Consider the following 25,903-nt stretch of genomic DNA (forward strand, 5'->3'; position numbering starts at 1 on the left):
GGCCACCAACAATTATGATTATATTGCAGTTTTTCAGTGGTCTCCTGCATGCACTGCGGGGTCTAAAGCGTCTCTGTTTCCCGCAGGAGTCGAGCGTCCTCCGCTCCATTTCACTTCGTTTTTAAACCTTTTNNNNAAAAAACAAACACGAACTTTTATATAATATAATTACATTATAGTTCGCGTTTATTGTTGGTTGAAATACTTATGTCCCGGCCTCTAGCCATTATTATGCTATCTTCCATTGTTTTTAATTTTTCTACAAGTTCCAATATGAATTTTTTGTCTGGTTTAACGCAGTAGGTGATTCTAAGTAACTTTTTAATTTCTTTTTCAACATTCGATCTTCCCATTTCTTTTACCACTCATCAGATATTAAATCGTTTAAAAACTCCCCATTTTTATTACAATATAAACCAATATAATAAATCACAACAAAGAATCTAAAATTAGTGTTGTATAAAAAAATTATTAAATAATCACTTTTCATAATAAACAAGATACCAAGGAAATTTATTCCCAGGTTTTTATTGTTGTGTTGCATTATTCTCTTCCCAATAAAGTTTGCTGAATATCTCAGCAAATGCTTCTATACTACGAGTTATTTCATCATTTGTATTATCTACACCTCCTACTTCTAGAAGGATGGCACGATCAGAGAAATTTTGGTTATATACACCATCTCCTTCATCGTACCCTTTTAGGAAAACGCCTCTGGATATCCCAGGATAGTTTTTCTTCAATTCATCATGTAATCTTATTGAGAACGCTAGATTTTTTTCATAATTTGTGTTACCTTTTCCTACCACTAAGTATAACTTTGCATAGTTTTTACCATTAATAGAAGCTGTTGTTATTTGTTTACCAGCTGCGTCTCTATGAATATCAATTAAATATTTTAGACTATTATTTTTAGAAACTGCAGCTTCAACTACTTCTTTTGAAGCTTTATATGCACTATAATAATTCCATTTCTTATCAAGTAGTATTTGGTTGATATTTGCTTTACTAAACTCTATACCTAATCCTTCTTGTTGAAGCAAGTTTGTAAGTTTACTACTTACACCAACTACATTTGCCCGTTCATCTGAACTAACTACATTTTCGTTATTCGTTGTGTTTTCTAATAATGGACGATAAGCCTCTAAGTTATGTGAATTATATATAAATACTGTTTTATTGTTTGGTTCGGTAACTGGATTTTTATGCTCTTCTGATGGAGGTGGCTGTGTTTGTGAATTTTCTTCTTGCTTTGCTTTTTCTTCATCTACTTTCAATGGATTTTCTAACATATCCTGAGAAGGTATAGATTCAAATGGTAAATTAGCAAGAGTAGTCCCTTCTTCAGCTACCGCAATTTCTGTATGAAAGTATGTTAAAGCTGGTAACTCTCTTCCTAATAATGTTCTTATGTCATCAAAACGTATATTTGTTGTGAGATGAAGAAAAAAATTGGATAGAGAGAAGTCTTTTCCCTCAGATTTTGGAAACAAATGATTCTCACTATGCATCATGTCTACATATAATTCAGTGGAATTTACAGATTTAAATAGGTTTGTCAAATTAGTTGAGTTAAATTTAAATGAGAAATACGATGTTGTGATTAGAGCTACTATAACAAAAAGCATAATAATCGCTAGAACGGTTGTATTTAAATAGTTGAAAATAGAGCGAGTTTTAGATTTTTGCATTTTTTATTCACCTTCCTAGTAAATTAATATGACCATTCACCAGAAAATAGAAGGTGAATTCTAATAATAGTTAATAGATATTTGAATGGTTGAACTTAAAGAAATAGAGTAGGTTAGTAGAAAAACATCGCTTAAATTTTAGTGAAAAAGAGGGATTATAAGTATCTTTGACGAAAATCATCACCATGTGTATTAATAACACAAACAGTAAGGTTGATTTCTCTTGCTAAAGGAGATTAGTGGAAGAGAGATTTATTAATGATATCTACTTTACTTTGGGAGAAGGAATCTACTTAATGAATAAAATTAAAGCGAACAAGGTGTATATATTATCTGGTCCTGCAGGTGTGGGTAAATCAACAACTTCAAAAGAACTTGCCAAAAAATTAGCTAAAAGTTCATATATTTCTGGTGACTACATAAGTCATATGCATATTAATGGAAAAAAACCTTGGGAAAGCAGAGAGGAAGTCACTTTAATTTGGGATAATATTTTAAGTCTAACAAAAAATTTCCTTAGATATGGAAACGATGTCGTTGTGGATTATGTAAGCTTTCCACAAGAAGTAAGATGGTTGAAAGAAAATCTAAAAGGATTAAATGTTGAAGTTATTTATGCGGTCTTATGGACTGATATTGAAACATTAATTAAAAGAGATAAGCTCAGAGAACCAGAGAATAGAATGGGAGAAAGATGTTTAATCTTATTCGATGAGTTTTTGGAATCAGAATTAGAAGAAAAGCATTTTTTAAATACAAGTAATAATTCTACTTTGGATATACCTCATGTGATTAATGAAATAATGAACAATCCAAAATATAAAATAATATAATCTCTTCTTTTCTTTTCACTCGCATTAATGAGGTAAATTATTTAGAGAAATATCGCTATACTTTTAGATGTTCGTTCAAATACTCTAAGTAAATTCACTTCAAAATGGAGATATGGAGTCAATTCTTTGTCTGCTAATCTATCCATTACTTTTCGTTCTTTTGGGAGTCCAGTAGACATGTTACCACCGTATTGTTCATTCCCATAGTTAAGTGTGATATAAAGGCATCAAGTTCAAAATCTATTTTATTAAGTCTTCTGATCGTGAAATTTCTTGCACTATTACTTGATGAAAGTCGGGGGAATATTTTTTGAATTTTCATTATTAAATAATAAGGGAGAGATTTATTTTGTGAAAAAACTTATACTATTATTAGTAATTGTTCTCTTCTTAGTAGTAATAATCATGAAAGTTAATCGAATTCCATCAATTACGGTTACTTCTGAAGGAAAAAAAGTAACAACAGTGCAGGGATCATATTGTTGGAATGGCTTCTTAAATTCCAAATGCGAAGATTTACTTTCTCCATATTTATTAGTTGATGAAGAAAATATTGAACCAATCAGTATTAACCAAGGATCCAAAATAAATATAGACTTTAACCCTTCTCCTATAGACGGAAAATATGAGGCATATATATGGCAAGATATAGAAAAAACGGTAAAAGCAAATATGAAAGGCAATATTTTAGAAGCTCCAACCCAAAAAGGTTCCTATGTCTATGAGATATCAGCTGATTGGAAAAGAGGTCAAGTGAGCTATGCCTTTATTATAGAGGTCCATTAGTTACATTTGTAAGTTGTGTGAATAAGCTATCAAGGAAAAACTTAGAATTAGCTAATCTATTATTTGGAGGAGACGATGGAAAAAGCATTAGGGAAAGTTACATGTTTTATTACTAGAATAAAAAAACACAATAAACTTGAACTTCTTTTAATTAAGCACCCAAATGCAGGTATTCAAATACCAGCAGGTACAGTAGAAATAAATGAAGACTTTCAACAGGCTGCATGGAGAGAAGCCGTTGAAGAAACCGGTTTAAAAGATTTTGTTTCATGTAGAAGTATTGGAAAACAGGAACAAATCTTAGTGGATAAGTACATAATTTTTGATAAGGCCAAAATATATTCAAGACCAGATATATCAAGTACACAGTGGGCAGAAATAAGAAGAGGTATAACTGTTCTTAAGGAAAGAAGCCAAGGAGATTTTGTGCAAATTTCTTATAAAGAAGGAGATCATTTTCCAGAACCCAATTACATAACATATCAGATTACTGGATGGACGGAAAAATCAAATTTAGCATCAATAGTAACAAGACAATTTTATCATTTTCAATCAAACAGTCAGGTTGATGAATGGGAAATAGAGACAGATAATCACCGCTTTAAATTATTTTGGTCTCCATTAGATTGCCTACCACAGATTGTTTCTCCTCAACGCGAGTGGATTGATTACATATTAAATGATATGAACAATTTGTAGAGGCAAACGCTTATTCCTAAAGATATAATTATTTTCTTCAAATTATTTCTCCTCTTTTAAAAGGATAAAACGGTAAGTTAATATCAGCGAACTTCCGCTATGTTTTTATTTTTACCTTTTCTTAACAGCATTATTAATTCATCCATAATAAAGAATAGAATAGAAATGCCTAAGGAGTAAAAAGTGAAAATCCAAAGGAAAAAGAATGGAAGAAATCCAAAGAAAACATATAAAAGAAAGGCAAATGGCCGTCTTCCTTCAGGGAGTTTCCTCGTTATTTTTTCTATAAGGATGGAAACTGGAAAGCCATATAGAAATAATCCTAAGCTAAAATAAAAAGAATAAGCTAAAAGATCCTCTGTAAAATCCCCTTTTCTATTTACTGCGTCGGAAAAAAATAAGTCTAGAGGAAGAAATAAAGTAACTACCAAAACAGATAAGACAAAAGTAAGGAAAGCTGCAACCATTTTCCTTTTAAGCATATTATCGCCCTCCAATTCTAATATCTATTTTAACAAATTAATCGAAATAATATAGAAAAATTTGGTATAATTTGAGTGCGGAGTAAGCTGAAATTTAAAAAATCTATCTAGTTAGGGGTATTGAAAACAAACAATGGTTAAAGCGATAATATTTGATTTAGATGGAACGTTATTAAACAGAGATGCATCAGTAAAAGTGTTTGTTGACAGCCAACACGAAAGGCTGAATAAAAAGCTTGACCATATTCCAAAAGACACGTATATGACAAGATTTATAGAGTTGGATAAGCGCGGGTATGTTTGGAAAGATAAAGTGTACCAATAATTAGTAGATGAATTTGATATAAAGCAAATAACGTGGGAAGAGCTTTTACAAGATTATATTAGTCAATTTAAAGATAGTTGTGTTCCATTTCCTAACCTTATTAAGATGTTGGAAGAATTAAAGAGTAATAATTTATCATTAGGAATGATTACAAATGGATATGGGCAGTTTCAAATGGATAATATCAAAGCTTTAGAGATAGAAAAATATTTTGATGTTATTTTGGTCTCCGAATGGGAAGGGGTAAAAAAACCGGATCCTAGGATATTTAATAAGGCATTAGAAATACTGAATGTTTCACCAAATGAAGCTATATTTGTGGGAGACCATCCAGAGAATGACGTACTTGCTGCTAAAAAAGTGGGGATGAAAGGCATTTGGAAGAAGGTTTCTCAATGGAATAATGTAAATGCTGATTATATGGTGGACGATTTAGGAGAATTGCCAAACATTGTGGAAAAGTTAATGAATAGTTAGGGTCATGACCCATTGCAACCTTATTTGAAAATCCATATAGACACTAATCCAAAACGAAAGGATTTTTTTGAAGGAAGGATTTGAAAAAGGAGAGGAATAAAGGGATGAATCAAGACAAAGAAGAGAAATTACAAAAGCAAAAAATGGTTCAAGAACTCTATAGAGAAAGAGTGCAACAGAAGCGGGAAGGTAAAGATGATAACCGAATTGGTAAAGCGTTTGTAAACCTTTGTATTGTTTTGTTTTTTGTTTTTACCATAATGGGAATCTTGTTTGACTGGGGAGTTCACGTACCGCGGATTTTTGGGGTTTAGAGATAAAAGTAAACAATATTTACATGGAGATTTAAAAAATACAATTTAAAACTCGAGGAGTTATATGAATCACATAGGATTAGATTTCGATGACACAGTTGTAGATATGAGAAAATCGATTGTACAGCTTTTAAATAAAATACATAACAAAGACTTACATTACGAAGAAATGGTTGAGTATGGAGTTTCGGATTTATATGGGTATTCCTTTGAAGCATTTTTAGATTTTTTTACAAAAAACCAAAAGGAACTGCATTCAGCTAATCCATATCCATTTATGATCAATGTACTTTAATTCATAATGTCACTCTATTTATAGAAGACAATCCTTCCCATGCATTATCTATTGCGAAAAATGAAATAGATGTACTGCTGCTTGACAAGCCATATAACCAAATGTGTAATCACGAACGAATAACGAGAGTGAAGGACTGGGAAGAGATGGGCAGGTCGTTACTAAGTTAACGATTCTATAACGGAATGATGAAAAATAACTATGAATCTATTTTACAAGCTAATTATTCCACACACAGCCTAATTCGAGCAACTACCTCTTCATAATGGATCATACACTCTTTTATAGATAAAACAGCAAAATAGGAAAATAGAGGTGAATCTTCGACTAAAGGATCATCATAAATAAAGATAATATTCAACGGCTTTTTGGGGATGATTCTTTCTTCCAAAAGTATATTTGCTACATCGTGATAGATGTGCTCTATACGTTCGCCCATAGCCCTTTCAATGGAAAAACCTCCAGCAAGACTTGTCCACCAAGTGAAATAAGAATCATATATTTCATTAAATGCAGTTAAATTATCGTCATTAACATGGAACAACTCTTGATAAAATAAGTGTTTTTCATTATAGAAAATATCCTGGTCAATATCTCTATTCTCGGAAATTCGTTTCGTTACTGTAGTCCATAAGGCACGATAACGTAATAAAAAATCATTTCGAAACTGGCAAGTTGTTGGAAGATAGGGAAATTTCCAATTATCCTTATCTTCATTTTGGTTGAGAAAGATGTTTTGCACATAAATCAAAAAGTTTAATGAATAAGATACTTCTGCTATTAATTGTAATGAATTCTTCATCGTGTTCCTCCTAATTCCACAAAGGTATTTTTCTATATTCATCTTTTTTGGAGTAAGACTGAATCAACTAACCAAAAAAGGAATGCGCACATAATAAATAGGTTATAAAATGCTGAAGAATGTAAAGGGGTTTTTATACCAAAAAAAATTGCTACAATGCCTGTTACCACTCCAGAAAAAACAGTATAAATAGCAAGGTAGAGAATACTAAATTTCTTAGGCTTTTGATTTAAGATAATTTGGAGAGGTGACGCTATAACAAGATAAAAGCAAAAGAAAATGGTAGTAAAGATTAGCATTCCCAAAAAACTAAAATAGGGTGAACCAAAAAGTTGAATCATACTAACGAAAATAGCGGAAATAAGGGAAGTTAGCAACGAGCGAGTAATTATATAAATATCTATATTTTTTAATGGCATGCATTGTCTCCTATAAAAAATTTTATTTCATCTTCCAAGAGAGGTACAAATAAGAACGCAATAGATTTACTTTTCATAGAATCCCCCTTAGCTTAGCTTTATAGGTGTTACCATATTTTAGCATGTAGAGGAATGTTTATAAATAGTTTTCCATAAGACAATCGGAAAATTAATATTGGCGGGTATCCACTAATGGCTAATTTGCAATGGGTAGATTTTAGCATTGTAAAAAATTGAAACATTTTATTGAGATGAGTCGTCTATAGGTAAATCAACATGAAGGAGAGGATTAAAGTTGCCATGTCAATAGGGAAAATGGAAGTAAGTCCGCCAAGTAATGAGGAACTATTAAAAGAACTTATTGAGTTATATGCGGAGAGTATTAAAAGGTTAGCTTATACATATGTGAAAAACTGGTCAGCTGCAGATGATATCACCCAAGAAGTATTCATTAAATGCTATGAGAAAATGGAGGATTTTAGAGGAGATAGCTCCTATAAGACATGGCTTTATAAGATTACGAGAAATAAATGCAAGGATTATTTGAAAAGTAAATGGTATCGCTCGTTTTATCCTACTGCCTTTATGCAAGAAAGGATAGGGAACAATGAATTTTCTATAGAGGAGCATGTGATAAACAAACTAGACGACCTGGAATTATCTCAAAAGGTATTAGCGCTTCCAACTAAATATCGCGAAATTATTATTTTATTCTATTATGAACAATTAAAAATGAAAGAAATAGAAGCATTAACCCATTTGAATGTTGATACTATTAAAACTAGATTGAGACGAGGAAAGAAAATGCTTCAAAAGAAATTGGAAAGGAGCGGTGGGAATGAGTGATGATCTGAAATCTTTAAGAGAAAGTATGAATAAGACTGTTTTAAAGCATGGGAAAATGAGTGCTGCAGACAAAGAAAAACTCTTTAGTGCTGTGATTCAGGATAAAAAAACGAAAAATCGTTTTTCCCTTGCACCAGTACTTTCCTTTGTTGCAGTTGCTTGTTTTATTGTTTTTATAGGTGGATATGTATTTAAGCAAACAGGAAACTTTGATTATCAACGTAATCAAGTGGCGCAAGTGAACGATAAAGAAGATGATAAAAAGGAAACAACTAGTACTAGCAAACATGGAAATAAAGAAAATCCTAATCTAGCGAGTTTCTTATATGAACTAAATTTGAAATTGCAAAATTCAGAAATGTGGTACCAAAATGGAAAAGAATATGCAAAAGAAGTGGGGGAATATGCTGAGAGCCATTCCAAACAATACGCTGCAATTCAGGAAAATAAAAGAATTGTAGATAAATTGGAGGAAATAGGCGTACTAGCTAAAAATCTACAAAAGGAAGCTGCAGCTCAAAATGAAATAGAAGTAGAAGATACATTAGACTTACAGCGAGCGGTGGATCAATTGATAATAATAGCAGAGGACAATGGAATTGTAGATGAAAGAAATGGCATTATTGAAAAACTGGAATATTCGGATATGAAAAGTTGGTTAATTAGCATAAAAGATAGTATTCATGCTGAGAGCTATGAACCCTATAGTGACCTGGGATCATACGAAAAACATATAGGTTATGCAACAAAGGCATATGCTAAACATTATGCTGCATTAGAAGGAGATTCAACAATAAAAGAACAGTTAAAGGAAATCGCTGAAGTGGCTGAACAAATTGAGAATGAAAAGGAAAAAGAGAAGAGAACAGAATGGTTGAATCAGTTAGACGGCATGGTTGATAGTTTGTTACAGGATGATAAGGTTGTAAAAAAAGAGGATGTCCGAGAAATAGTTTGGAACCAATTGTCGGCAGAACAAAAAGAAAGGATCAATGGTACTTGGGCAGATGGGAAAATTTCGAAAGTTACTCTTACTAAGAATATGATGTCTCTAGTTGATGATAAATCATATGAAGGAGAAGAAGTATATTTGCTTGATTTTCCAACAAAAGGTAAATCCATTCCAAACAATATGATTGTTTATGCAGATATAAATACATTTGCTTATATAGGCAATGGTCTGGTTGATTAGGATAGTTTGAAAATGAAAGGGGGGAGATCCTCCCTTTTTGAGACTTATCATGGATTTAATTCGTATAAATAACATTACCATTTATTAGTTAATTAGGACTGAGCTAGATGTAAGGTAAGTCTTATTCCAATACGAAAGTAGGTAATACCTTGTCACAAAAACAAAAAATTAAGAAAGAGTTTTTATCCATTGGCCTAACCTTAGTCTTATTCTTAGCTGCAATAGCAGTCTTTCTTTTCGTAAGAGGTCCTAATTTGAATCTATGGATACCAATAAGCTTGTATTTACTAATTGATATAGGCCTACTAGTTTCTCTCCTTATAGGAGTACATTCAAATCATAAAAGTATAAAGTTATTTAGTATTCTATCTAATATAACCGTTATGATTCCGATATCTGTTTGGATCTATTTTTTGTTGTTGGCAAATGGAATTTCGGAAAAATAAATAGACTATTAAAACTCAATTTCTGCTCCAATTGTTATTTGGAGAAAAGAATGATTTAGTTAAAAAATGTTGTGGACAAAACTATATTAATAAATATTTTGCAACTTTTAAATTCAGAAATATGAAATAATTAATTCGAGGGTGACAGTATTAAAGAATTTCCTAAAAATAAAGGAGACATTTACCATGTACCAATATTTCAACAGTTTCATAATAAGAGAAGGTACCGAGGGTGTTCATGCTGACTATGTGGAAGCATTATTTGAAGATGCTGGATGGGCAAGAAATATTCCAGCTTGGCAGCAAGAGAAATTTACACTCATATTCGAAAACTCCACTTGGGCATTTACTGTTTGGGATCATAATAGAATGATTGGTATGGTTAGGGTCCTCTCAGACAAAATCATGGCTGCAAACATTATGGATTTAATTGTTTTATCAGAATATCGCGGAAAAGGTATTGGTAAAAAGTTAAAGGAACTATGTGTAAAAAAGCTTCCCCACGGTGATTGGTTTGCACATACGTCCGCCAATAATTACGGTTTTTATGAGAAGTGTGGCTTTGATGTAAAAGACATAAGTCAAAATGGCACATGTGCATATTACGGCTACATTCAGGCTCGAATAGATGGACATAGGTAAAAGCGGCTTAAAAGAAATATGATAGCGTGATGGATATAGAAAAGATAGTAAAAGAGCTTTGGGTTTTTGAACAGTTATTTGTAAAAAGCAAAATCTGAAAGTAGCATCAAAGGGGATAACAATGAAAAAAATTGTACTAATTGGTTCTGGTGGTTCTGGGAAATCCACTCTAGCAAGGCAATTAAGTGATAAATTAAATATAAAAGTCTATCACCTTGATTCCTTATTTTGGAGACCGAATTGGGAAAGTGTCTCAAAAGAAGAACAACGGGAAATACAATATGAATTAATGCAAAAGAAAGAATGGATAATTGACGGTAATTATAGCGGAACGATGGATTTGAGACTTCAAGCATGTGATACAATCATTTTTCTCGATTTCAAACGAACGATTTGTATATATCGTGCTTTAAAAAGAATTTGGCAATATCGAAATAAAACCAGACAAGATAGGGCAGAAGGCTGTCAAGAAAGGTTTGAGTTAGATTTTTTTAAATGGATTTGGAATTATCCTAAAATGAATAAACCTGATATCGAAAACAAGCTAAAACAACTATCTAAAGAAAAACAAATAATTATTTTAAAATCTTCTTAGGAAGTTGATAAGTTTTTCAAAAGGATTTAATTAAATGAGAAAATATGTTCAGTATCGCATCTTTACAATAATATTCAAGATAGATATTTACACTTAGATTATTATTTGGCTGGTAAAAAAAACGAAAATACGATTGCGGATACGGACGGCCATGGAAGATGGTTTAAATGGTTAATGAATAAATGAGTGGAAAAGGTTATGGGGAAATTTTTAAATATATGTTACATTGTCTTTGTGATTAATTGTTAATTTATGTTATCGTTCTCTTTTCCTTATATTGTTGGCAAGTATAGATTCAAATTTAACAAAGGAGGTACTAAATATGATGGGTTTACTTAATATTGGCAGTCTAGTGCTTGGTTTAATTGCCTGGATATTGCCAGCTGCTAATCTAATGCGAAATAATAGAGAGAATCAGGGAAATCGGTTAATAATTGGTCTTGTTAGCATGAGCGCTTGTGTGATTTCTTTATTATTTCAGATTATCTATAATTATCATCTCGTTAAGGTTGAGGATTGGAGCGCACTTATGGACACTACTAGGGGTGTGGTGGTAGCAGCAACAGTCCTTATTCTTGTTACAATCATATTGAATGCCATTAATCTGACTGTATATCGGAAAAGGTCAGAAAGATAGACTGAAAATGTATTTGATCTATTTTTTTGTTCTAAATATTTTGTATCGATTTACTCTTTTAGTATACTTTTTTAATATTGGAAAATTCAATCTATTATCCAAGAAATCTATTTCGTTTTAGAGGATATCGAGGGGTAAGGACAGAATGAGAAAGAAATAAATTAAGGAAACTGATTTTTTGACAGGGGAGACTCAGATGGAAGAATTACAGTTTAGAATGGCGACAGAACAAGATTTAGATCAAAATGTTGCAATGCTTGCGGACGATGTTTTAGGGAGTAAACTGGAGCGTTATGAACAACCATTGCCAGATAGCTACATCGAGGCATATAAGGCAATTTCTGCAGACCACAATAATGAATTATTAGTAGCATGTGTCGAAGATTAAGTAGTAGGAGTGCAGCAAATTACTTTTACACCATATATCACCCATCAGGGAGGATGGAGAGCTACTTTCGAAGGAGTAAGGATTGCTTCTTCTGCTAGGGGAAAAGGAGTAGGTACGGCATTAATCAACTGGGCAATCCAACGTGCGAAATCCCGTGGCTGCCATTTAATCCAACTTACGACAGATAAACAAAGATCAGATGCTTTTAAGATTCTATGAACGATTAGGTTTTCAAGTAACACATGAGGGCTTAAAAAGGAAGCTTTAATAGGAAATTTGGGAGGGAATAAAGTGGTCCGGCTATTAGCAATAAATAAAAACGAAAATATCATCAATAAAATGGAAGAATTATATAAACAAGTATGGAATAAGTCCATAAAGGAACGATTGATTAGGCATACCACTTATGAAGGATTTAGAGGATATATAATCATTACAGCTGAAGAGGAACTCTTAGGATTTGCATATGGATATACTTCATTACCTGGACAGTATTATCATGAATTGCTTTCCAAAGAGGTTAATCAAAAACAATATGAAACATGGCTAAAAGATTGTTTTGAAGTAGTTGAATTTGCTGTCCATCCGTTGTATCGAAATAAAGGATATGGAAAAAAGCTTATTCATGAATTGTTAAAGGGCGTTGAAAACAAAACGGTTGTATTAACAACACAAGTAAACAATACAGTCGCCCGTCATTTATATAAGCAAATGGGATGGATTGACATAAAGGAACCGTTTATTCCTAGTGAGCATGAGGCTTCGTATGTGATAATGGGGAAGGTATTGAACTAGAAAAAGGATGGCTTAGGAAAGGTAAGCGGAGGGGTATCAAAATAAACTAGCATGGCTGAAGGACGATTTAAAGAAGGATTAAAAGTGAAAATTATGCAAGAAAATGGACGGCAAAGAGGGTTTATTGAATACATTCCTGGCAAATTTACGTGGAGAGCAATCGATGCAATGGAATATATGGTGATCCATTGTTTCTGGATAGTTGGACAGAGTAAAGGGAAAGGCTTTGGTAGTATCCTTCTAGAGGAATGTATGAAAGATGCCCAAGCATTAAATCTTGATGGAGTTGTATTGGTAACCAGTAAAAAAAGCTGGTTACCAGACAAAATATTTTTTGAAAGAAAAGGATTTAAACAAGTAGATAAAATGGGAGAGTTCGAGTTGTTGGCATATGCTTTTCAAGAAATCATTACCTATCATCCAGAAACGAAAAACAAATTTCGACAATTATTAGAAAAAATAAGTTAGAAATAAGAAAACAAAAAAATACCATCATTTTGGTATTTTTTTAAGTGAAAGTAGATAAGATTTTTTTTAGTAAAAATCCAATGCAGACACCTGGTATGACAAATAACATTGGCAGCCATACAGGTCCTAATAGTTTTCCGAAAAGTTTGAGCTCTGGTGATAATATTAATCCTACTGTTACAAAATACGCTGAGAAGACGAACGGAAGAGACGCGAATAGGGGTAATTTTACTCCACATTCCTTGCATGCATCCCACATTGCAAAGAAATATAAGCAAGGATAAAACATTAGCCACTGAAAATTCGTGATTCCAATTGCTTCTTGAATTCTTCCATGAAAACTTAGTAATATCGTCTGATTAAAGTTTGCTTTAATATTTATCACAAACTCAAGACTGATAAAGAAGAATCCTTTTAGATAACTTTTGTTAAGTAATTGAGCAAAACCTGGTAATGCTATGCTCCATAGTATATTTTCTAAAACTAATCCTTTTCGCATGGATACTCATTACTTCTTATTTGCTAAATTTTCTCTGTTATCGGCTAAAGGGGGTTGTTCTAACCATCCATGCTTTATTAATAACTCACATCCATCTTCCGCGTACAGACTTACTCCAGCGATAAATCTAGTGTATTCAGCTGCTAGATCTCTCCGTTGGGAAACGGCTAAACCAGCTCCATAATAGCCAACAGCTGCGGAAACTAATGTAACAATATGATAGAGCATTAATTTATCGGAAAAAGGGGAAACAGTGGAATTCGTTACTTCCGAAACCCATGTTTTTGGAGAAGATAAGTCTTCCTTTGTCAGTATATTATTAAAAGTAGTGAAGTGATTTAAACATACTTTCTTTCCACGATCAAAATATTTTTGTATTTCTTTTGTTTGACATACTTGAGCAAAACCTAATTCTAATACCGTTTTTGCTACGTCTTTTTTCATGTTAAAGCTCATTCCGCTTATTTCAATAACATTTAAAGGTCGTTTTTTTCCAAACCAGCCTGCTAAATAATTCTGACCATCAACAAAGTCGACTTGATTTGGTCTATTGATTCTAGAAGTTTTACTATATAATCCTTTATTTAGCATAACGTCAACGATTCGTTTATGTAACTCCATTGTTTCATTATTACATTTTATAAAGTAATCTAATTGGTCTTCCCTTGAAGAAGATGCAACGGCTCCAGCATATCCTGTTAAACCTAGTAATGTCATCACGTGCAAATATGCAATAATAAAAGCATCTGTAAATATAGAAGGTGCATTTAAATTTACATCTTCCTCCAATATAAAGTCCTTGGGGATGGGAAAGTTCTCTTGATTAAAAAAATTTGTAATTTTTACGATATGAGATTCGGCAAGTTTAAGGGCAAATAGAAGAATCTCTTTAATATCTTTGTCTTCAGCCTTTTCGATTGAATGGGTAAGGATGCAAATAGATAAGGAATCGTTCATGTATTGAGTCCAAAGGTTTGCTATTTCTGCAGTGGTAAGTTCCACATGATGGCTATTCTTTTTCATAAAAAACCCTCCAAACTTTTTAAATTGAGACACTAAATTAGAAGTTTTTTCCCCTTTACTTAATTAATATGACATTTTTTCAAGAGTTTTATGTAAGCGTATCTGATTATTTTGAAGGTTATTTTCAATTGTATTTGGAAATTAAAATATTGGTGAAAGGCAATGGGATTGAAGCAATCACCGGTTATTCATAAAATAATAAGAATTTTTTCCAAAATAGATTGCAAAGTAAATTAGCATAAAAAAATGCTATGTCCGTATATTTTGATTGCAATTTCAACAAAAATAGGTTATCTTTAATTTTGAATATTGTTGCAAATACAACAATATAAACAGGAGTGGGTGAAAGGATGAAAGAAATTCTTCGTGAGATTGGTATGATTGGAAGAGCATTAGATTCAATAAGCAATATCGAATTTAAAGAACATAATCTCACTAAGGGGCAGTATTTATACCTTGTGAGAATATATGAAAACCCTGGAATCATTCAAGAAAAATTATCAGAGATGATTAAAGTAGATCGAACAACGGCTGCAAGAGCTATAAAGAAATTGGAGATTAATGGATTTATTGAAAAAAAAGGTGATCAACATAACAAAAAAATAAAAAAACTCTTTCCAACAGAGAAAGGGGGAAACGTTTATCCTTTTATAAAAAAAGAAAATGAGTATTCAAATGAAGTTGCTTTAACGGGTTTTTCCGAGTCAGAGGTTGAAGTCATGTTTAACTTTCTTCAACGAGTAAGAAAAAATATTGAAAAGGACTGGGAGTACGTGAAGCAAGGAAATAAGCGGAATTATTGATAATCAAGGAGTGAAAAGTTAAATGACTATTCATATTAAAGAATGTACATTCTCCGATATACATAAACTGCAAGATATAAGTTATGAAACATTTGATGAGACTTTCAAAAATCAAAATTCAACAGAAAACATGAAGGACTATTTGGAAAAAGCCTTTAACTTGGAACAACTAGAAAAGGAATTATCCGATATTTCTTCACAATTCTATTTTGTCTATTTAAATAGCGAACTAGCTGGATATTTAAAGGTAAATATGAAGGATGCACAATCTGAAAAAATGGGGGAAGACTCACTTGAAATAGAAAGAATCTATATAAAGAGCAATTTTCAAAAACATGGACTCGGGCAATTTCTATTAAATAAAGCTATTGAAATTGCTAAGAAAGAATCTAAAAGGAAGATCTGGCTAGGTGTATGGGAAAAAAATGAAAATGCTATAGGTTTTTATCGAAAAAATGGATTCGTTCAAACTGGTGCTCATTCTTTTTATATGGGGGATGAAGAGCAAATTGACTATATCATGATTAAGAAACTCTCATAACCTCATACAAATTGAAGGTTGAAAGCCTTATTAAATCCGCAAAATAAGGCTTTCAACATTTATTATTTATTACTAAAGATAGGTTCAGCATTTTTTGATGTTTATTCTAATAAATTTTAAACTATCTCATTTATTACATTTACCAAATCAATTACATCTTCTTCCGTGTTATTTCTTCCCATCGAAATCCGAATAAATTCTTTTGCCTCTCCATCTGGCAGAGCCAACGCCTTCATTGTTTTAGAAGGAGCCTGTTTTCCAATCTGACATGCGCTTCCCGTTGAAATGGCGAATCCACGACGATTGCATTCAAGCATAAGCCATTGGCCTTCCAATCCTTTAACCCTCAATCCGATAATTCCTGGGTATTGTTCCTTGCATTCAAAAATAGTAACAGACTCTTTCGTTATCATCTCTGTAAATAAATTGCGTAGCTGAGAAAGCTTTGTTTCGTTCTCCGAAATCGTCGAACACGCCTTTTGCGCAGCAACTGTCATACTCGCAATCCCAGCTGTATTTATTGTGCCGGAACGAAAGCCGTTTTCATGACTACCATTCGCTAATAATGGCATCCAAGGTGTATTCGGGTTAATATAGGCTACACCGACCCCTTTTGGTCCATAAAATTTATGGCTAGAGATGGACAAGGCATCAACAAAGGGAGTTACTTCCTTAACATCTAATTTCCCAATACTTTGCACCATATCACTATGAAAAAGGACGTCATGCTTTTTACATATTGCACCGATTTCTTTTATTGGTTGGATAGCGCCAATTTCAGAATTCACATGCTGAATGGAAACAAGAATGGTGTCAGGTCGAATGGATTCCTCTAGCAACTCTATATCGATTACACCAGTTTCTAATAAAGGTAGATAGGTAATTTCATAGCCTTTATCTGCTAAAGCTTGCATTGTACTATGAATGGAAGCATGCTCTGCTATTGATGTAATGAGGTGTTTTCCGTTCTTTTTTGATGCCAATAGCAAGCTTTGCAAGATAAGATAGTTACTTTCCGAACCGCCACTTGTAAAATAAACCCCATTTTTATCAACGTTAATTAATTTTCCCCATTCGTCTCGGCAATTCTCTAAGATTTTATTAGCTGTGTCTCCCATATCATGGAGACTATTTGTATTACCAAAATATTTGCAAGCAACTTCCACATAGGTAGAAGCAGCATCAGGATCCAAAGAAGTAGTAGCTGCATAATCAAAATATTTCATTAGAAATTCCTCCAATAGGTTAAGTTGTGGGAGACAAAGGAATGCAATGTTATTGCTTTTTCATTTGCTATGAAAAATAGGAACTTAATTATTTAAAAATCTTTTAATAAAAAAACACTTGTCATAATTTTAAATCTATGTAAATATAGGTGTCAAGACACCTGTAAAACAGGAGGTATAAAATGGACGCAGATGTATTGATTATTGGCAGTGGAATCGCAAGTTTACAGCTAGCTAAAAAACTTTCAACTGAATTGAATGTGATTATTCTCACAAAATCAAAGGCGGAAATGAGCAATTCTTATTTAGCACAGGGTGGAATTGCTGCAAGTATGGGAGAATCAGATAATTATAGAAAGCATGCACTTGATACGTTAGAAGCAGGGCGATTCCATAATAATCCAGAAGTAGTTGCAGAAATAACAAGAGCAGCACCTAGGTTAATAAGTGAATTATGGCACGCTGGATGCACTTTTGATGAGGATAGAACTGGAAATCTTGCGTTAGGAATGGAAGGGGCTCATTCTGAAAAAAGAATTGTCCATAGCGGTGGCGATTCAACAGGAAAACAGGTGATGAAATATCTAACGGAAACGAAGACTAATAATATAGAAATCATCGAAAATGTTTTTGTCTATGAATTAATGGTAAATACTAATACTAATCAATGTATTGGCGCAAAAGGGATACTGCCAGATGGCACTCGACGAGAATTCTATAGCGCTCATACGGTTATTGCAACAGGTGGATGTGGGAAGCTTTACACCTATACGAGTAGTGCTTCCACTATTACAGGAGATGGAATTGCGCTTGCTTATTTAGCTGGGGCCAGCATCAGCGATATGGAGTTTGTACAGTTTCACCCTACACTACTCTATGTAAATGGAAAAACGATTGGGCTGATTTCAGAAGCGGTCAGAGGAGATGGAGCAAGATTAGTTACAGCTTCGGGAGAGTATGTGATGGAACAAATTCATCCATATAAAGACTTAGCACCACGCCATATTGTTTCCCAAACCATCTATCAATATTTATCGAAAGGGGAAACAGTTTATTTAGATATCTCCATGATAGCTAATTTTCAAGAAAGATTTCCTTCGATAACTAAAATGTGTGTAGAGCAAGGCATTGATTTACAAAAAGGATTACTTCCAGTTGCGCCAGGTAGCCATTTTTTAATGGGCGGCATTGACACAGACCTTTATGGAAGAACATCTGTACAAAATCTTTATGCAATTGGAGAAGCAGCTTGCACGGGATTTCATGGAGCCAACCGCCTTGCCAGCAATTCTCTCTTAGAAGGATTATATATGGGGAAAAATCTAGCAACGCTCCTTCATCAATCGCCAAAAATAAAACAGCTGGATACCCAAATAGATAACAAAGAAAGGAATTCAGGTATCTATCCAATTTTCCCAGAAAAAGAAGAAATCCAAAAACGAATGATGGAAAATGTAGGAATTGTCCGTAATGAAGTAAACTTGCGTATGCAATTGCAGTGGCTAGAAGATTTCGGAATAGGGGATTATGAGAAAATCTCTTTTGATAATAAATCAATCGAAGAGATAGAGAAATACTTTATGCTGATGACGGCTTTTCTAATTACAAAATCTGCTTTAGAAAGAAAAGAAAGTAGAGGCGGCCATTTTCGCTCCGATTATCCAGTGGAAAAGGATGAATGGATGAAGAAAAAGGTTAGATTTAAAAGAGAACGAACAAAGGAGAATCAAAATGAACCAATTAAAATTGCAGAAACAACTGGAAGCATTTTTTATGGAAGATATCGGCGAACGTGATGTGACGACAGATGCGATTTTTCCGAAAGAGCAGCAAGGAGAAATTGTTTTTCTATCGAAAGACAATGGTGTTTTTTGCGGGGAAGAGATCATTCAGAGAGGATTCAAGGTTCTAAACCGAGCAATAGAAGTAACGATGCATGTCCAGGATGGAGATCGAATTGAAGCAGGCCAAAAATTGGCGACAGCAAAAGGAAATATTAGAGAGCTTTTAAAAGGCGAGCGCGTTATTTTAAATCTTGTCCAAAGAATGAGCGGGATTGCAACGAAAACAAGAGAAGCGGTAGAAACATTAAATAGTGGCTATACGAAAATCTGTGATACGAGAAAAACGACACCAGGATTACGGATGTTGGAAAAATATGCAGTAACTGTTGGGGGAGGACATAATCATCGCTTTGGACTGTATGATGCGGTAATGATTAAAGATAACCATATTGCATTCGCCGGTTCGATTGCCAATGCAGTGAAGGCAGTTAAAGAGTCGATTGGTCATATGGTAAAGGTGGAAGTGGAGACAGAAACGAAGGAGCAAATGTTTGAAGCTTTAGCGGCTGGCGCAGATGTTATTATGTTTGATAATCGGAAGCCAGAAGAAATTGTCGAGTGGATTCCCCATGTCCCAGAAACTGTTACAACAGAAGCGTCTGGTGGAATTACTTTAGATAATCTTGCTTCTTATCGAGAGTGTGGAGTGGACTATATTTCATTAGGATTTTTAACGCATTCGGTGAAAGCTTTAGATATTAGTGTAAAAGTAAGTATTCATTAAAGGATAAAAGGGGAGAGGAAAATGAATATTTTAGAGGGATTACAAGCTTCGAATACGATACCTGAAAAATACTTAGCGATGACAAACACAGAATTAGAAGAACGAGTAGCAAGTATCAAGCAACGCTTAGGAAAAAAACTATTTATTCCAGGGCATCATTATCAAAAGGATGAAGTCATTCAATTTTCCGATGCTACAGGGGATAGTTTAAAGCTAGCACAAGTTGCTGCAGAAAACACAGAAGCAGAGTATATTGTCTTTTGCGGTGTTCATTTTATGGCAGAAACAGCGGATATTTTAACAACAGAGAAGCAGAAAGTCTATTTGCCAGATATGCGAGCAGGTTGTTCCATGGCTGATATGGCCGATATTTATCAGACAAATCGAGCTTGGACAAAGCTTCAGGAATTATTTGGTGACACGATTATTCCGCTTACCTATGTCAATTCAACAGCAGCTATTAAGGCATTTGTCGGAGAAAATGGAGGAGCAACTGTAACCTCCTCCAATGCTGAAAAAATGGTATCCTGGGCTTTTACACAAAAGGAAAGATTACTATTTTTACCTGATCAGCATCTAGGCAGAAATACAGCCTATAATTTAGGGGTTCCTTTAGAAAAAATGGCGATTTGGGATCCAATCAAAAATGAACTTGTTTATGAAGGAGCGATAGAAGACATTAAAGTGATACTCTGGAAAGGGCATTGCTCTGTTCATGAGAACTTTACCGTTAGTAATGTTGAGCAAGTTAGAAAGCAATATCCACATATGAAAATCATTGTCCATCCGGAGTGCAGCAGAGAAGTCGTAGCAGCATCTGATTTAGCTGGTTCCACGAACTATATTATTGATGTAATCGAAAAGGCAGAGCCAGGAAGTGCCTTTGCCATTGGTACGGAAATGAACTTAGTCAATCGGATAATCAAAGAACACCCAGATAAAGAAATTATTTCCCTCAATCCATATATGTGTGCTTGTTTAACAATGAACCGGATTGATTTGCCTCATTTTGTATGGTGCTTAGAATCCATTGAAGAGGATTTTGAAAGTAATCGAATAATTGTCGAAGAGCCAATTGCATCCAATGCAAAACTAGCATTGGATAGAATGTTGGAATTATCCTAATTTCTAAGTTGAAAAACTGCTTTGTAGAATCAAGGCAGTTTTTTAATGTTTGATTATTGTTTAGAAAAATCTTTATTGTTATAACTCGATAAAATACAGCGTGTTTGTTCTTAATTATTTAAATTGAATAGTTATTCAAAAGTGAATTTTCAAACAGAAGGTGATGACAATGGTTCTAACTTCCTTTAAAATATAGGTAATATATGGAGAATGACTAGAAAGGCGGAACATATTCTGAACATGCGCCCTAGACAATGGAAGCAGCAAATAATTATACAAGACAATATAGATGAATGGTATTTACTAGCAATCTTATTAACTGGTGATAGTGGGCTAGCAGAACGATTGTTAGATCGGACATTAGATCAAGTGAGGGATACGTGGTCCTTCCCTTCACGTGAACGTTTTTCTCTAAAACCAATAATCAAGGAATATAGAAAATATCATCGCAATAATGACATTAACTATAAACCAATCGATTCTAGTGTTCTATTAACTCGACTAGGTTTGCTTGACGAAAAAGCTAGAGTTGCTTTTTTACTAAAGTATTACTACGGTTTTTCTTATAAAAAAATAGCGCAATATTTACCGATTTCAGTTAGAAAGACAAAACAAATTATATACGCTTCTCTTATTTTATGGACAAATAATGGCAAATTAGTATCTATTCATGATATAGAGGACGTAATAAAAAAAGATGTAAGTCTCCTAAAAAGTATGATGCCAGTTAATCAAGTATTAGAAAAGAAACATCTATACATCGAGACAAGGACTAGTAGGGGAAAGGCACCCGTGATTATCTTCATTTTGTTGATTTTATTTGTTGGAGGATCTATTAATCAGGAAATCATAGGGAAAACGAGAGTTAGTTTAGGCCCTGATGTGTATAAAGTTTATAAGGAAGGAGGCGTGTTACAGCTTGGAAAGGAGATTCAAGAAAAAGGGTATACGGATATTTATACCTATCCAGATGTCGAAAATAATACGCTTTACGTCCAATTGGCCACACCAGAGAGTATAGAAAATAAGGAAGAGGTAACTTCGATTATCGAATCTTATTTAAAGGAAAGAGACATGGATTATCAGTTAAGATATGAAGAAATTAATCAAGTGGTTGATGTAGAACTAACAGAGGAACAAAAAGCTGAGAATAAACGGATGGATATGGAACAAGAAATATTCGAATTAGTTACTTCTACTCCTTATTATTATACGCAAAGCTATATAAGTGATCAAAATGGTGAATCAAGGCAGTTGATTTTTTCTGAATCGATAACAGAAGAAGAAGAAACGAATTTGAAGGAAGAAATTAAAAATATTATAAAAAAGTATGATTTAGAATGGGATTTTTCGTTTGGAAAGGTTGATGCAGGCGTTGTAGAAATGGAAAGAGCCATGTGGGATATCATTCCAGCTCTATTAGAAGCCTATATGTTTGGCGAGCAAAAATATCAAGTTTATGATGTGTATCCAACCTATGAAGACGATCAATTGAAAATCGAAATATATACAGAATTAGCCTACGCAACAGAGGAAGATAGGGCAAAAAACTTAGATACAGTCAAAGAGTTAAACAGATCCCTACACTTCTTTCTGCAACATGAAGACATTCAAAGTCAATTTAACTATGTTCCCTATGAAATAAAAATTTATGATATAAATAGAAAAGAGATAGAGTTCGATACTTGATATCATTTCTTAAAGGGAGGGGGTACTATGAAGGGGTTGCAGCTTGTCGAAAGCAATCAAGTGAAAGATTGGCTTTTATTTACAGAATTCTTTACAGGCGATAGAGAAAAGGCACTTAAAATCGTGAAGGCTTTTTTAATAAAGCCTTCGACAAAGTGGTATACCCCTCATGTAATAGAAAGAGGATACCGCTACATTTTAAAACAGTTGAAGGTGAAAAAGAGTAGAACGGTGTTTGAATCTTTATTTTCTGAATTTTCTTTTAGTTCGGTTGGTAAAATCGATCAGATTATTCTTTTGCTACATTACTATTTTCAGTTAGATAAAAGGCAGATTGCTAGAATCGTTCGAAAATCGATAAGAGAGATTAGGAGAATACAATTTTCATTTCTACAGCAACTGGCAACAAACGGAATTTCACTTGCTTCATTTGTGGACAGGCTACTGGAGAAAGGGAAGACCCTAGCATATCCCTTCTCAATTGATGATGTATATAAGAGGAGTTTGATTAATGTTAAAAAGACTGCATTGTACTCTTTCATCATTTTCCATCTTCTTCTCGTCGGCGGGGCAATGAATATCGGCATTGTAGAAAAGACACAAGCGAAACAAGGACCTGATTTATTAATGATTTATAAAGGAAATAAATTGGACGAAATGATAAAAGCGCAATTAACAGAAGCATTTCAGGAGGATGGGTTTTCTGTTTTGGTCAATTTTGAGGAAGCTGAAGTTTATATTAGCGTGGAGAAGGAAGAACTCTATCAAAAGAAGTCGGAAATCATTCCTTTTGTTTATCAAATATTGAAGGATAAAGAGATTACTTATACTGTTGAATTGGATTATGATTTAAAAGCTTTAGGCAAGGACCAAACAGCCTATAAAATAGTAACAGAGGCAGACGAGAAAAGGATAAAACTTTGGCCAGGAGACTATTCCGATCAAGGAAAAGTAATAGGATGGATCGTATCGCTTCCTAACGATATTGAACTAGTAAAAGAGGAAAAAGAACTTTTGCGTGTCCAGGAAATTTTAAATGGATATCATCATAAAGCACCAGTGACAGTTTCCTATTATGATAAGCAAATAGTTGATCGAAGAGAAAGATGGTTAAAACTATCACCCTATTTCAATGAAGGATTTTTGTTAGGCAAGGAATATAATATAGAAAGAATAAGGACCAATGCAACGGAGAAAAACGTAATCATCGATATTTATACGTATTTTCTAACAAAAGACAAAAGCAAGGAAGAGATAGCACGTGCTATTAAACGATCGTTAGACCAATTTTTACAAAGCGACGAAATAAACATGCTTGTTCAAAATGATACTTATACGATAAATATTTATTCAGCAGGTAAGAAAAAAATAAACCTCGATTATTAAAATATTGTATATTTTATAAAGTTTGGGTAATAATGCTTACAGGTTAAACTGCACGCAGGAATGTGATAAAATAATTATAATAGCATAAAATTTAGCTAAATGTTTGAAAAAGGCAGTTGAATCATTTGACCATAAAGGAAAAAGTCGTTGTATTAATCGGACCTACTGCTGTAGGGAAGACCAATCTAAGCATTGAACTGGCAAAAAAATTCGACGGGGAAATCATTAGCGGAGATTCCATGCAAATTTACAGAGGAATGGATATTGCGACAGCAAAAATATCCAAGGATGAAATGCAAGGGGTTCCCCATCATTTAATTGATATTGTAGAACCAGATGAAGGTTTTTCTGTGGCACAATTTCAAGAGCTTGTTCGAAAAAAAATCACGGAAATAACTTCAAGAGGTAAATTGCCATTTATTGTTGGCGGAACTGGTTTGTATATTCAAGCCGTTTTATACGATTATCAGTTTCAAGAAACGGCAACAGACACGGAATTCCGGACGAAATTAGAAGAATTGGCGCAAACGGAAGGAAGCCTAACTATTCATGATATGTTGAAAGAAGTAGATCCAGAAGCTGCTGCTGCCATTCACCATCATAATGTCAGGCGTGTGATTCGAGCATTGGAGGTCTTTCATGTCACTGGCAGAAAAATGTCTGATATTCAAAAAGAACAGAAGCAGGACTCACTTTATGATGCTGCGTTAATTGGCTTAACGATGGAAAGAAGTGTTTTGTATGAGCGTATTAATAAAAGAGTGGAGCAAATGCTTGATATCGGCTTAATAGAGGAAGTTCAGCACTTCTATGAAAAGGGCATTAGAGACTGCCAATCCATTCAGGCTATTGGTTATAAAGAAATCTATAAGTATTTCGATGGTCTGCAAAGCTTGGATGAATCAATTGAGGAGTTAAAGCAGAACTCGAGGAGATATGCAAAGAGGCAATTAACTTGGTTTCGCAACAAAATGAATGTACAATGGTTTGATATGACAGAAAGTGTCAAAACACATGACATAACAAAAAATTTACAGGAAATTTCGTCTTATTTAGAAGGAATGTTAAAAATAAAATCGAATACATAATAGTAGAGAGAAAAGAGGAGGATTTTCATGAAGCAATCAGTTAACATTCAAGATCAATTTTTAAATCAACTGCGTAAAGACGGCACAAACGTAACGGTATTCTTATTAAACGGATTCCAAATACGTGGATTTATAAAAGGTTTCGATAATTTCACCGTATTATTTGAATCAGAAGGAAAGCAACAGCTCGTTTATAAGCATGCGATTTCTACATTTGCTCCACAAAAAAATGTACAAATTGATTTAGAAGGTACACAAGTTCAATAACGTGGCTAATCGGTGTTTAATCTCACTTTAAGGCGCTCTCGAGATAAGTGGGAGATTAGCTGTCCGGGGATACTGGTACATAGCAATTTAAGGTAGCACACAAAAAAAGCTTGGGGAATTATCCTCAAGCTTTTTTTGTGTGCGCATTATTCGAATTTATCTATTTATTAGGATGTATTGGTCGTCCTTTAATCTCGTTACTGAGATATTATTCCATTCTTCAAATTCACTTAAGCGATCCTCTATGCTCTTCCCAGTGTCTTCTTTAAAAACATCTTCTCGATCATAATGTGGAAAAATAGCGATATCTGTTAACGATAATGCTGTATAGTCATTCAAGCCTATCTCATTCAACTCTGGAGAAAAATGCTGGACAACATCGATTGAAGGTCCTAAAATAACCGCACCAGCACTTGCTCCTATTAAGATAGTATTTTGTTTTGACAATGATCTTAATATCAAGTCAGCGCCGCTTTTTTTCATAAAATATAGTAAGCGAAAGGGGTTTCCACCATTAATATAAATGATATTATACTCCTTTAGTCTTTCTCCCTTT

Annotated in this window: 30 protein-coding genes and 2 pseudogenes; 23 read left to right on the forward strand and 9 right to left on the reverse strand. The window is 33.6% G+C overall.

Features of this window, described 5'->3' with window-relative positions:
- Positions 1-527: 527 nt before the first annotated feature.
- Positions 528-1,691 (reverse strand): stage II sporulation protein P, encoded by a 1,164-nt coding sequence (gene spoIIP, locus ADJ83_RS15215; RefSeq protein ID WP_031538231.1) that lies wholly within the window; start codon positions 1,689-1,691, stop codon positions 528-530.
- 296 nt (positions 1,692-1,987) lie between these two features.
- Here spoIIP and ADJ83_RS15220 point away from each other — a divergent pair, with 296 nt between their 5' ends.
- Positions 1,988-2,524 carry an AAA family ATPase gene (locus ADJ83_RS15220; RefSeq protein WP_031538232.1) on the forward strand — a complete coding sequence of 179 codons (537 nt, stop codon included), beginning with the start codon at positions 1,988-1,990 and terminating at the stop codon, positions 2,522-2,524.
- A 41-nt stretch (positions 2,525-2,565) separates the two neighbouring features.
- On the opposite strand, the gene ADJ83_RS25675 is transcribed toward ADJ83_RS15220, so the two are convergent.
- The gene (locus tag ADJ83_RS25675) at positions 2,566-2,703 is read right to left on the reverse strand and encodes a hypothetical protein (protein ID WP_155986758.1); all 138 of its coding nucleotides are present in this window, start codon (positions 2,701-2,703) and stop codon (positions 2,566-2,568) included.
- Between the two features lie 172 nt (positions 2,704-2,875).
- Here ADJ83_RS25675 and ADJ83_RS15225 point away from each other — a divergent pair, with 172 nt between their 5' ends.
- Positions 2,876-3,310: a hypothetical protein gene (locus ADJ83_RS15225; protein WP_048718229.1), complete on the forward strand. Its 435-nt coding sequence runs from the start codon at positions 2,876-2,878 to the stop codon at positions 3,308-3,310.
- Positions 3,311-3,385: 75 nt separating this feature from the next.
- Positions 3,386-4,009 carry an NUDIX domain-containing protein gene (locus ADJ83_RS24445; RefSeq protein ID WP_051640976.1) on the forward strand — a complete coding sequence of 208 codons (624 nt, stop codon included), beginning with the start codon at positions 3,386-3,388 and terminating at the stop codon, positions 4,007-4,009.
- Positions 4,010-4,092: 83 nt separating this feature from the next.
- On the opposite strand, the gene ADJ83_RS15235 is transcribed toward ADJ83_RS24445, so the two are convergent.
- Positions 4,093-4,491 carry a hypothetical protein gene (locus tag ADJ83_RS15235; protein ID WP_031538236.1) on the reverse strand — a complete coding sequence of 133 codons (399 nt, stop codon included), beginning with the start codon at positions 4,489-4,491 and terminating at the stop codon, positions 4,093-4,095.
- 133 nt (positions 4,492-4,624) lie between these two features.
- Here ADJ83_RS15235 and ADJ83_RS15240 point away from each other — a divergent pair.
- The 3 genes and pseudogenes from ADJ83_RS15240 to ADJ83_RS15250 all read left to right on the forward strand — a co-directional run bounded on the left by ADJ83_RS15240 (position 4,625) and on the right by ADJ83_RS15250 (position 5,902).
- Positions 4,625-5,293: pseudogene (locus tag ADJ83_RS15240) on the forward strand (HAD family hydrolase).
- Positions 5,294-5,397: 104 nt separating this feature from the next.
- Entirely contained in the window at positions 5,398-5,607 is a 210-nt protein-coding gene (locus tag ADJ83_RS15245; RefSeq protein WP_031538237.1) for a hypothetical protein, read from the forward strand.
- A gap of 64 nt (positions 5,608-5,671) precedes the next feature.
- Positions 5,672-5,902 (forward strand): hypothetical protein, encoded by a 231-nt coding sequence (locus ADJ83_RS15250; protein WP_031538239.1) that lies wholly within the window; start codon positions 5,672-5,674, stop codon positions 5,900-5,902.
- Positions 5,903-6,125: 223 nt separating this feature from the next.
- Here the strand turns inward: ADJ83_RS15250 and ADJ83_RS15255 are convergent, their stop codons facing one another.
- The gene (locus ADJ83_RS15255; protein WP_031538240.1) at positions 6,126-6,704 is read right to left on the reverse strand and encodes a hypothetical protein; all 579 of its coding nucleotides are present in this window, start codon (positions 6,702-6,704) and stop codon (positions 6,126-6,128) included.
- A 38-nt stretch (positions 6,705-6,742) separates the two neighbouring features.
- Positions 6,743-7,123: a UPF0715 family protein gene (locus tag ADJ83_RS26915; protein WP_031538241.1), complete on the reverse strand. Its 381-nt coding sequence runs from the start codon at positions 7,121-7,123 to the stop codon at positions 6,743-6,745.
- 276 nt (positions 7,124-7,399) lie between these two features.
- Between ADJ83_RS26915 and ADJ83_RS15265 the strand changes: the two genes are divergently transcribed.
- The 8 genes and pseudogenes from ADJ83_RS15265 (at position 7,400) to ADJ83_RS15305 (ending at position 13,132) form a co-directional block, all read left to right on the forward strand.
- A complete protein-coding gene (locus ADJ83_RS15265) occupies positions 7,400-7,969 on the forward strand; it encodes a sigma-70 family RNA polymerase sigma factor (protein WP_031538242.1) in 570 nt (189 codons plus the stop codon).
- Entirely contained in the window at positions 7,962-9,161 is a 1,200-nt protein-coding gene (locus tag ADJ83_RS25875) for a hypothetical protein (RefSeq protein ID WP_192840951.1), read from the forward strand. The genes ADJ83_RS15265 and ADJ83_RS25875 overlap by 8 nt, the downstream gene beginning before the upstream one ends.
- 632 nt (positions 9,162-9,793) lie before the next feature.
- Positions 9,794-10,249 (forward strand): GNAT family N-acetyltransferase, encoded by a 456-nt coding sequence (locus ADJ83_RS15280; RefSeq protein ID WP_031538246.1) that lies wholly within the window; start codon positions 9,794-9,796, stop codon positions 10,247-10,249.
- 121 nt (positions 10,250-10,370) lie between these two features.
- Complete coding sequence (locus tag ADJ83_RS15285) at positions 10,371-10,844, forward strand: DNA topology modulation protein (protein WP_031538248.1); 474 nt, start codon at positions 10,371-10,373, stop codon at positions 10,842-10,844.
- Between the two features lie 322 nt (positions 10,845-11,166).
- Positions 11,167-11,481: a hypothetical protein gene (locus tag ADJ83_RS15290; protein WP_031538249.1), complete on the forward strand. Its 315-nt coding sequence runs from the start codon at positions 11,167-11,169 to the stop codon at positions 11,479-11,481.
- 196 nt (positions 11,482-11,677) lie between these two features.
- Positions 11,678-12,137, forward strand: a pseudogene (locus ADJ83_RS26280) (GNAT family N-acetyltransferase).
- Between the two features lie 23 nt (positions 12,138-12,160).
- Positions 12,161-12,664 carry a GNAT family N-acetyltransferase gene (locus tag ADJ83_RS15300; RefSeq protein WP_031538250.1) on the forward strand — a complete coding sequence of 168 codons (504 nt, stop codon included), beginning with the start codon at positions 12,161-12,163 and terminating at the stop codon, positions 12,662-12,664.
- A gap of 84 nt (positions 12,665-12,748) precedes the next feature.
- A complete protein-coding gene (locus tag ADJ83_RS15305; protein WP_155986759.1) occupies positions 12,749-13,132 on the forward strand; it encodes a hypothetical protein in 384 nt (127 codons plus the stop codon).
- A gap of 40 nt (positions 13,133-13,172) precedes the next feature.
- Here ADJ83_RS15305 and ADJ83_RS15310 read toward each other — a convergent pair whose 3' ends face one another.
- Together ADJ83_RS15310 and ADJ83_RS15315 are read right to left on the reverse strand one after the other, a co-directional pair.
- Entirely contained in the window at positions 13,173-13,631 is a 459-nt protein-coding gene (locus ADJ83_RS15310) for a hypothetical protein (protein WP_031538254.1), read from the reverse strand.
- Positions 13,632-13,640: 9 nt separating this feature from the next.
- Entirely contained in the window at positions 13,641-14,654 is a 1,014-nt protein-coding gene (locus ADJ83_RS15315; RefSeq protein ID WP_031538256.1) for a DUF3231 family protein, read from the reverse strand.
- Between the two features lie 350 nt (positions 14,655-15,004).
- Between ADJ83_RS15315 and ADJ83_RS15320 the strand changes: the two genes are divergently transcribed.
- Together ADJ83_RS15320 and ADJ83_RS15325 are read left to right on the forward strand one after the other, a co-directional pair.
- A complete protein-coding gene (locus tag ADJ83_RS15320; RefSeq protein ID WP_031538257.1) occupies positions 15,005-15,457 on the forward strand; it encodes a MarR family winged helix-turn-helix transcriptional regulator in 453 nt (150 codons plus the stop codon).
- Between the two features lie 22 nt (positions 15,458-15,479).
- Positions 15,480-15,998 (forward strand): GNAT family N-acetyltransferase, encoded by a 519-nt coding sequence (locus ADJ83_RS15325; RefSeq protein WP_031538258.1) that lies wholly within the window; start codon positions 15,480-15,482, stop codon positions 15,996-15,998.
- Between the two features lie 116 nt (positions 15,999-16,114).
- On the opposite strand, the gene ADJ83_RS15330 is transcribed toward ADJ83_RS15325, so the two are convergent.
- Positions 16,115-17,224, reverse strand: coding sequence for an IscS subfamily cysteine desulfurase (locus ADJ83_RS15330; RefSeq protein WP_031538259.1), 1,110 nt, complete (start codon positions 17,222-17,224; stop codon positions 16,115-16,117).
- Positions 17,225-17,406: 182 nt separating this feature from the next.
- On the opposite strand from ADJ83_RS15330, the gene nadB reads away from it, so the two are divergent.
- The 7 genes from nadB (at position 17,407) to hfq (ending at position 25,347) form a co-directional block, all read left to right on the forward strand.
- Positions 17,407-19,020, forward strand: coding sequence for an L-aspartate oxidase (gene nadB, locus ADJ83_RS15335; RefSeq protein WP_035416522.1), 1,614 nt, complete (start codon positions 17,407-17,409; stop codon positions 19,018-19,020).
- Positions 18,956-19,792, forward strand: a complete 837-nt coding sequence (gene nadC, locus ADJ83_RS15340) for a carboxylating nicotinate-nucleotide diphosphorylase (RefSeq protein WP_031538262.1) — start codon at positions 18,956-18,958, stop codon at positions 19,790-19,792. The genes nadB and nadC overlap by 65 nt, the downstream gene beginning before the upstream one ends.
- 21 nt (positions 19,793-19,813) lie before the next feature.
- Positions 19,814-20,917, forward strand: a complete 1,104-nt coding sequence (nadA, locus tag ADJ83_RS15345) for a quinolinate synthase NadA (protein WP_031538263.1) — start codon at positions 19,814-19,816, stop codon at positions 20,915-20,917.
- Positions 20,918-21,127: 210 nt separating this feature from the next.
- Positions 21,128-22,606, forward strand: a complete 1,479-nt coding sequence (locus ADJ83_RS15350; RefSeq protein ID WP_031538264.1) for a sigma factor-like helix-turn-helix DNA-binding protein — start codon at positions 21,128-21,130, stop codon at positions 22,604-22,606.
- 27 nt (positions 22,607-22,633) lie between these two features.
- Complete coding sequence (locus ADJ83_RS15355) at positions 22,634-23,992, forward strand: DUF4030 domain-containing protein (protein WP_031538265.1); 1,359 nt, start codon at positions 22,634-22,636, stop codon at positions 23,990-23,992.
- A 125-nt stretch (positions 23,993-24,117) separates the two neighbouring features.
- Entirely contained in the window at positions 24,118-25,080 is a 963-nt protein-coding gene (gene miaA, locus ADJ83_RS15360; RefSeq protein ID WP_031538266.1) for a tRNA (adenosine(37)-N6)-dimethylallyltransferase MiaA, read from the forward strand.
- A gap of 27 nt (positions 25,081-25,107) precedes the next feature.
- Complete coding sequence (gene hfq, locus ADJ83_RS15365) at positions 25,108-25,347, forward strand: RNA chaperone Hfq (RefSeq protein WP_031538267.1); 240 nt, start codon at positions 25,108-25,110, stop codon at positions 25,345-25,347.
- 156 nt (positions 25,348-25,503) lie between these two features.
- Here the strand turns inward: hfq and ADJ83_RS15370 are convergent.
- Positions 25,504-25,903: Type 1 glutamine amidotransferase-like domain-containing protein (locus tag ADJ83_RS15370; RefSeq protein WP_048718235.1), on the reverse strand; the 400-nt coding region annotated here is incomplete at its 5' end.

The organism is Bacillus sp. 522_BSPC (assembly GCF_001076885.1).
GTDB classification, from domain to species: Bacteria; Bacillota; Bacilli; order Bacillales; family Cytobacillaceae; genus Niallia; species Niallia hominis.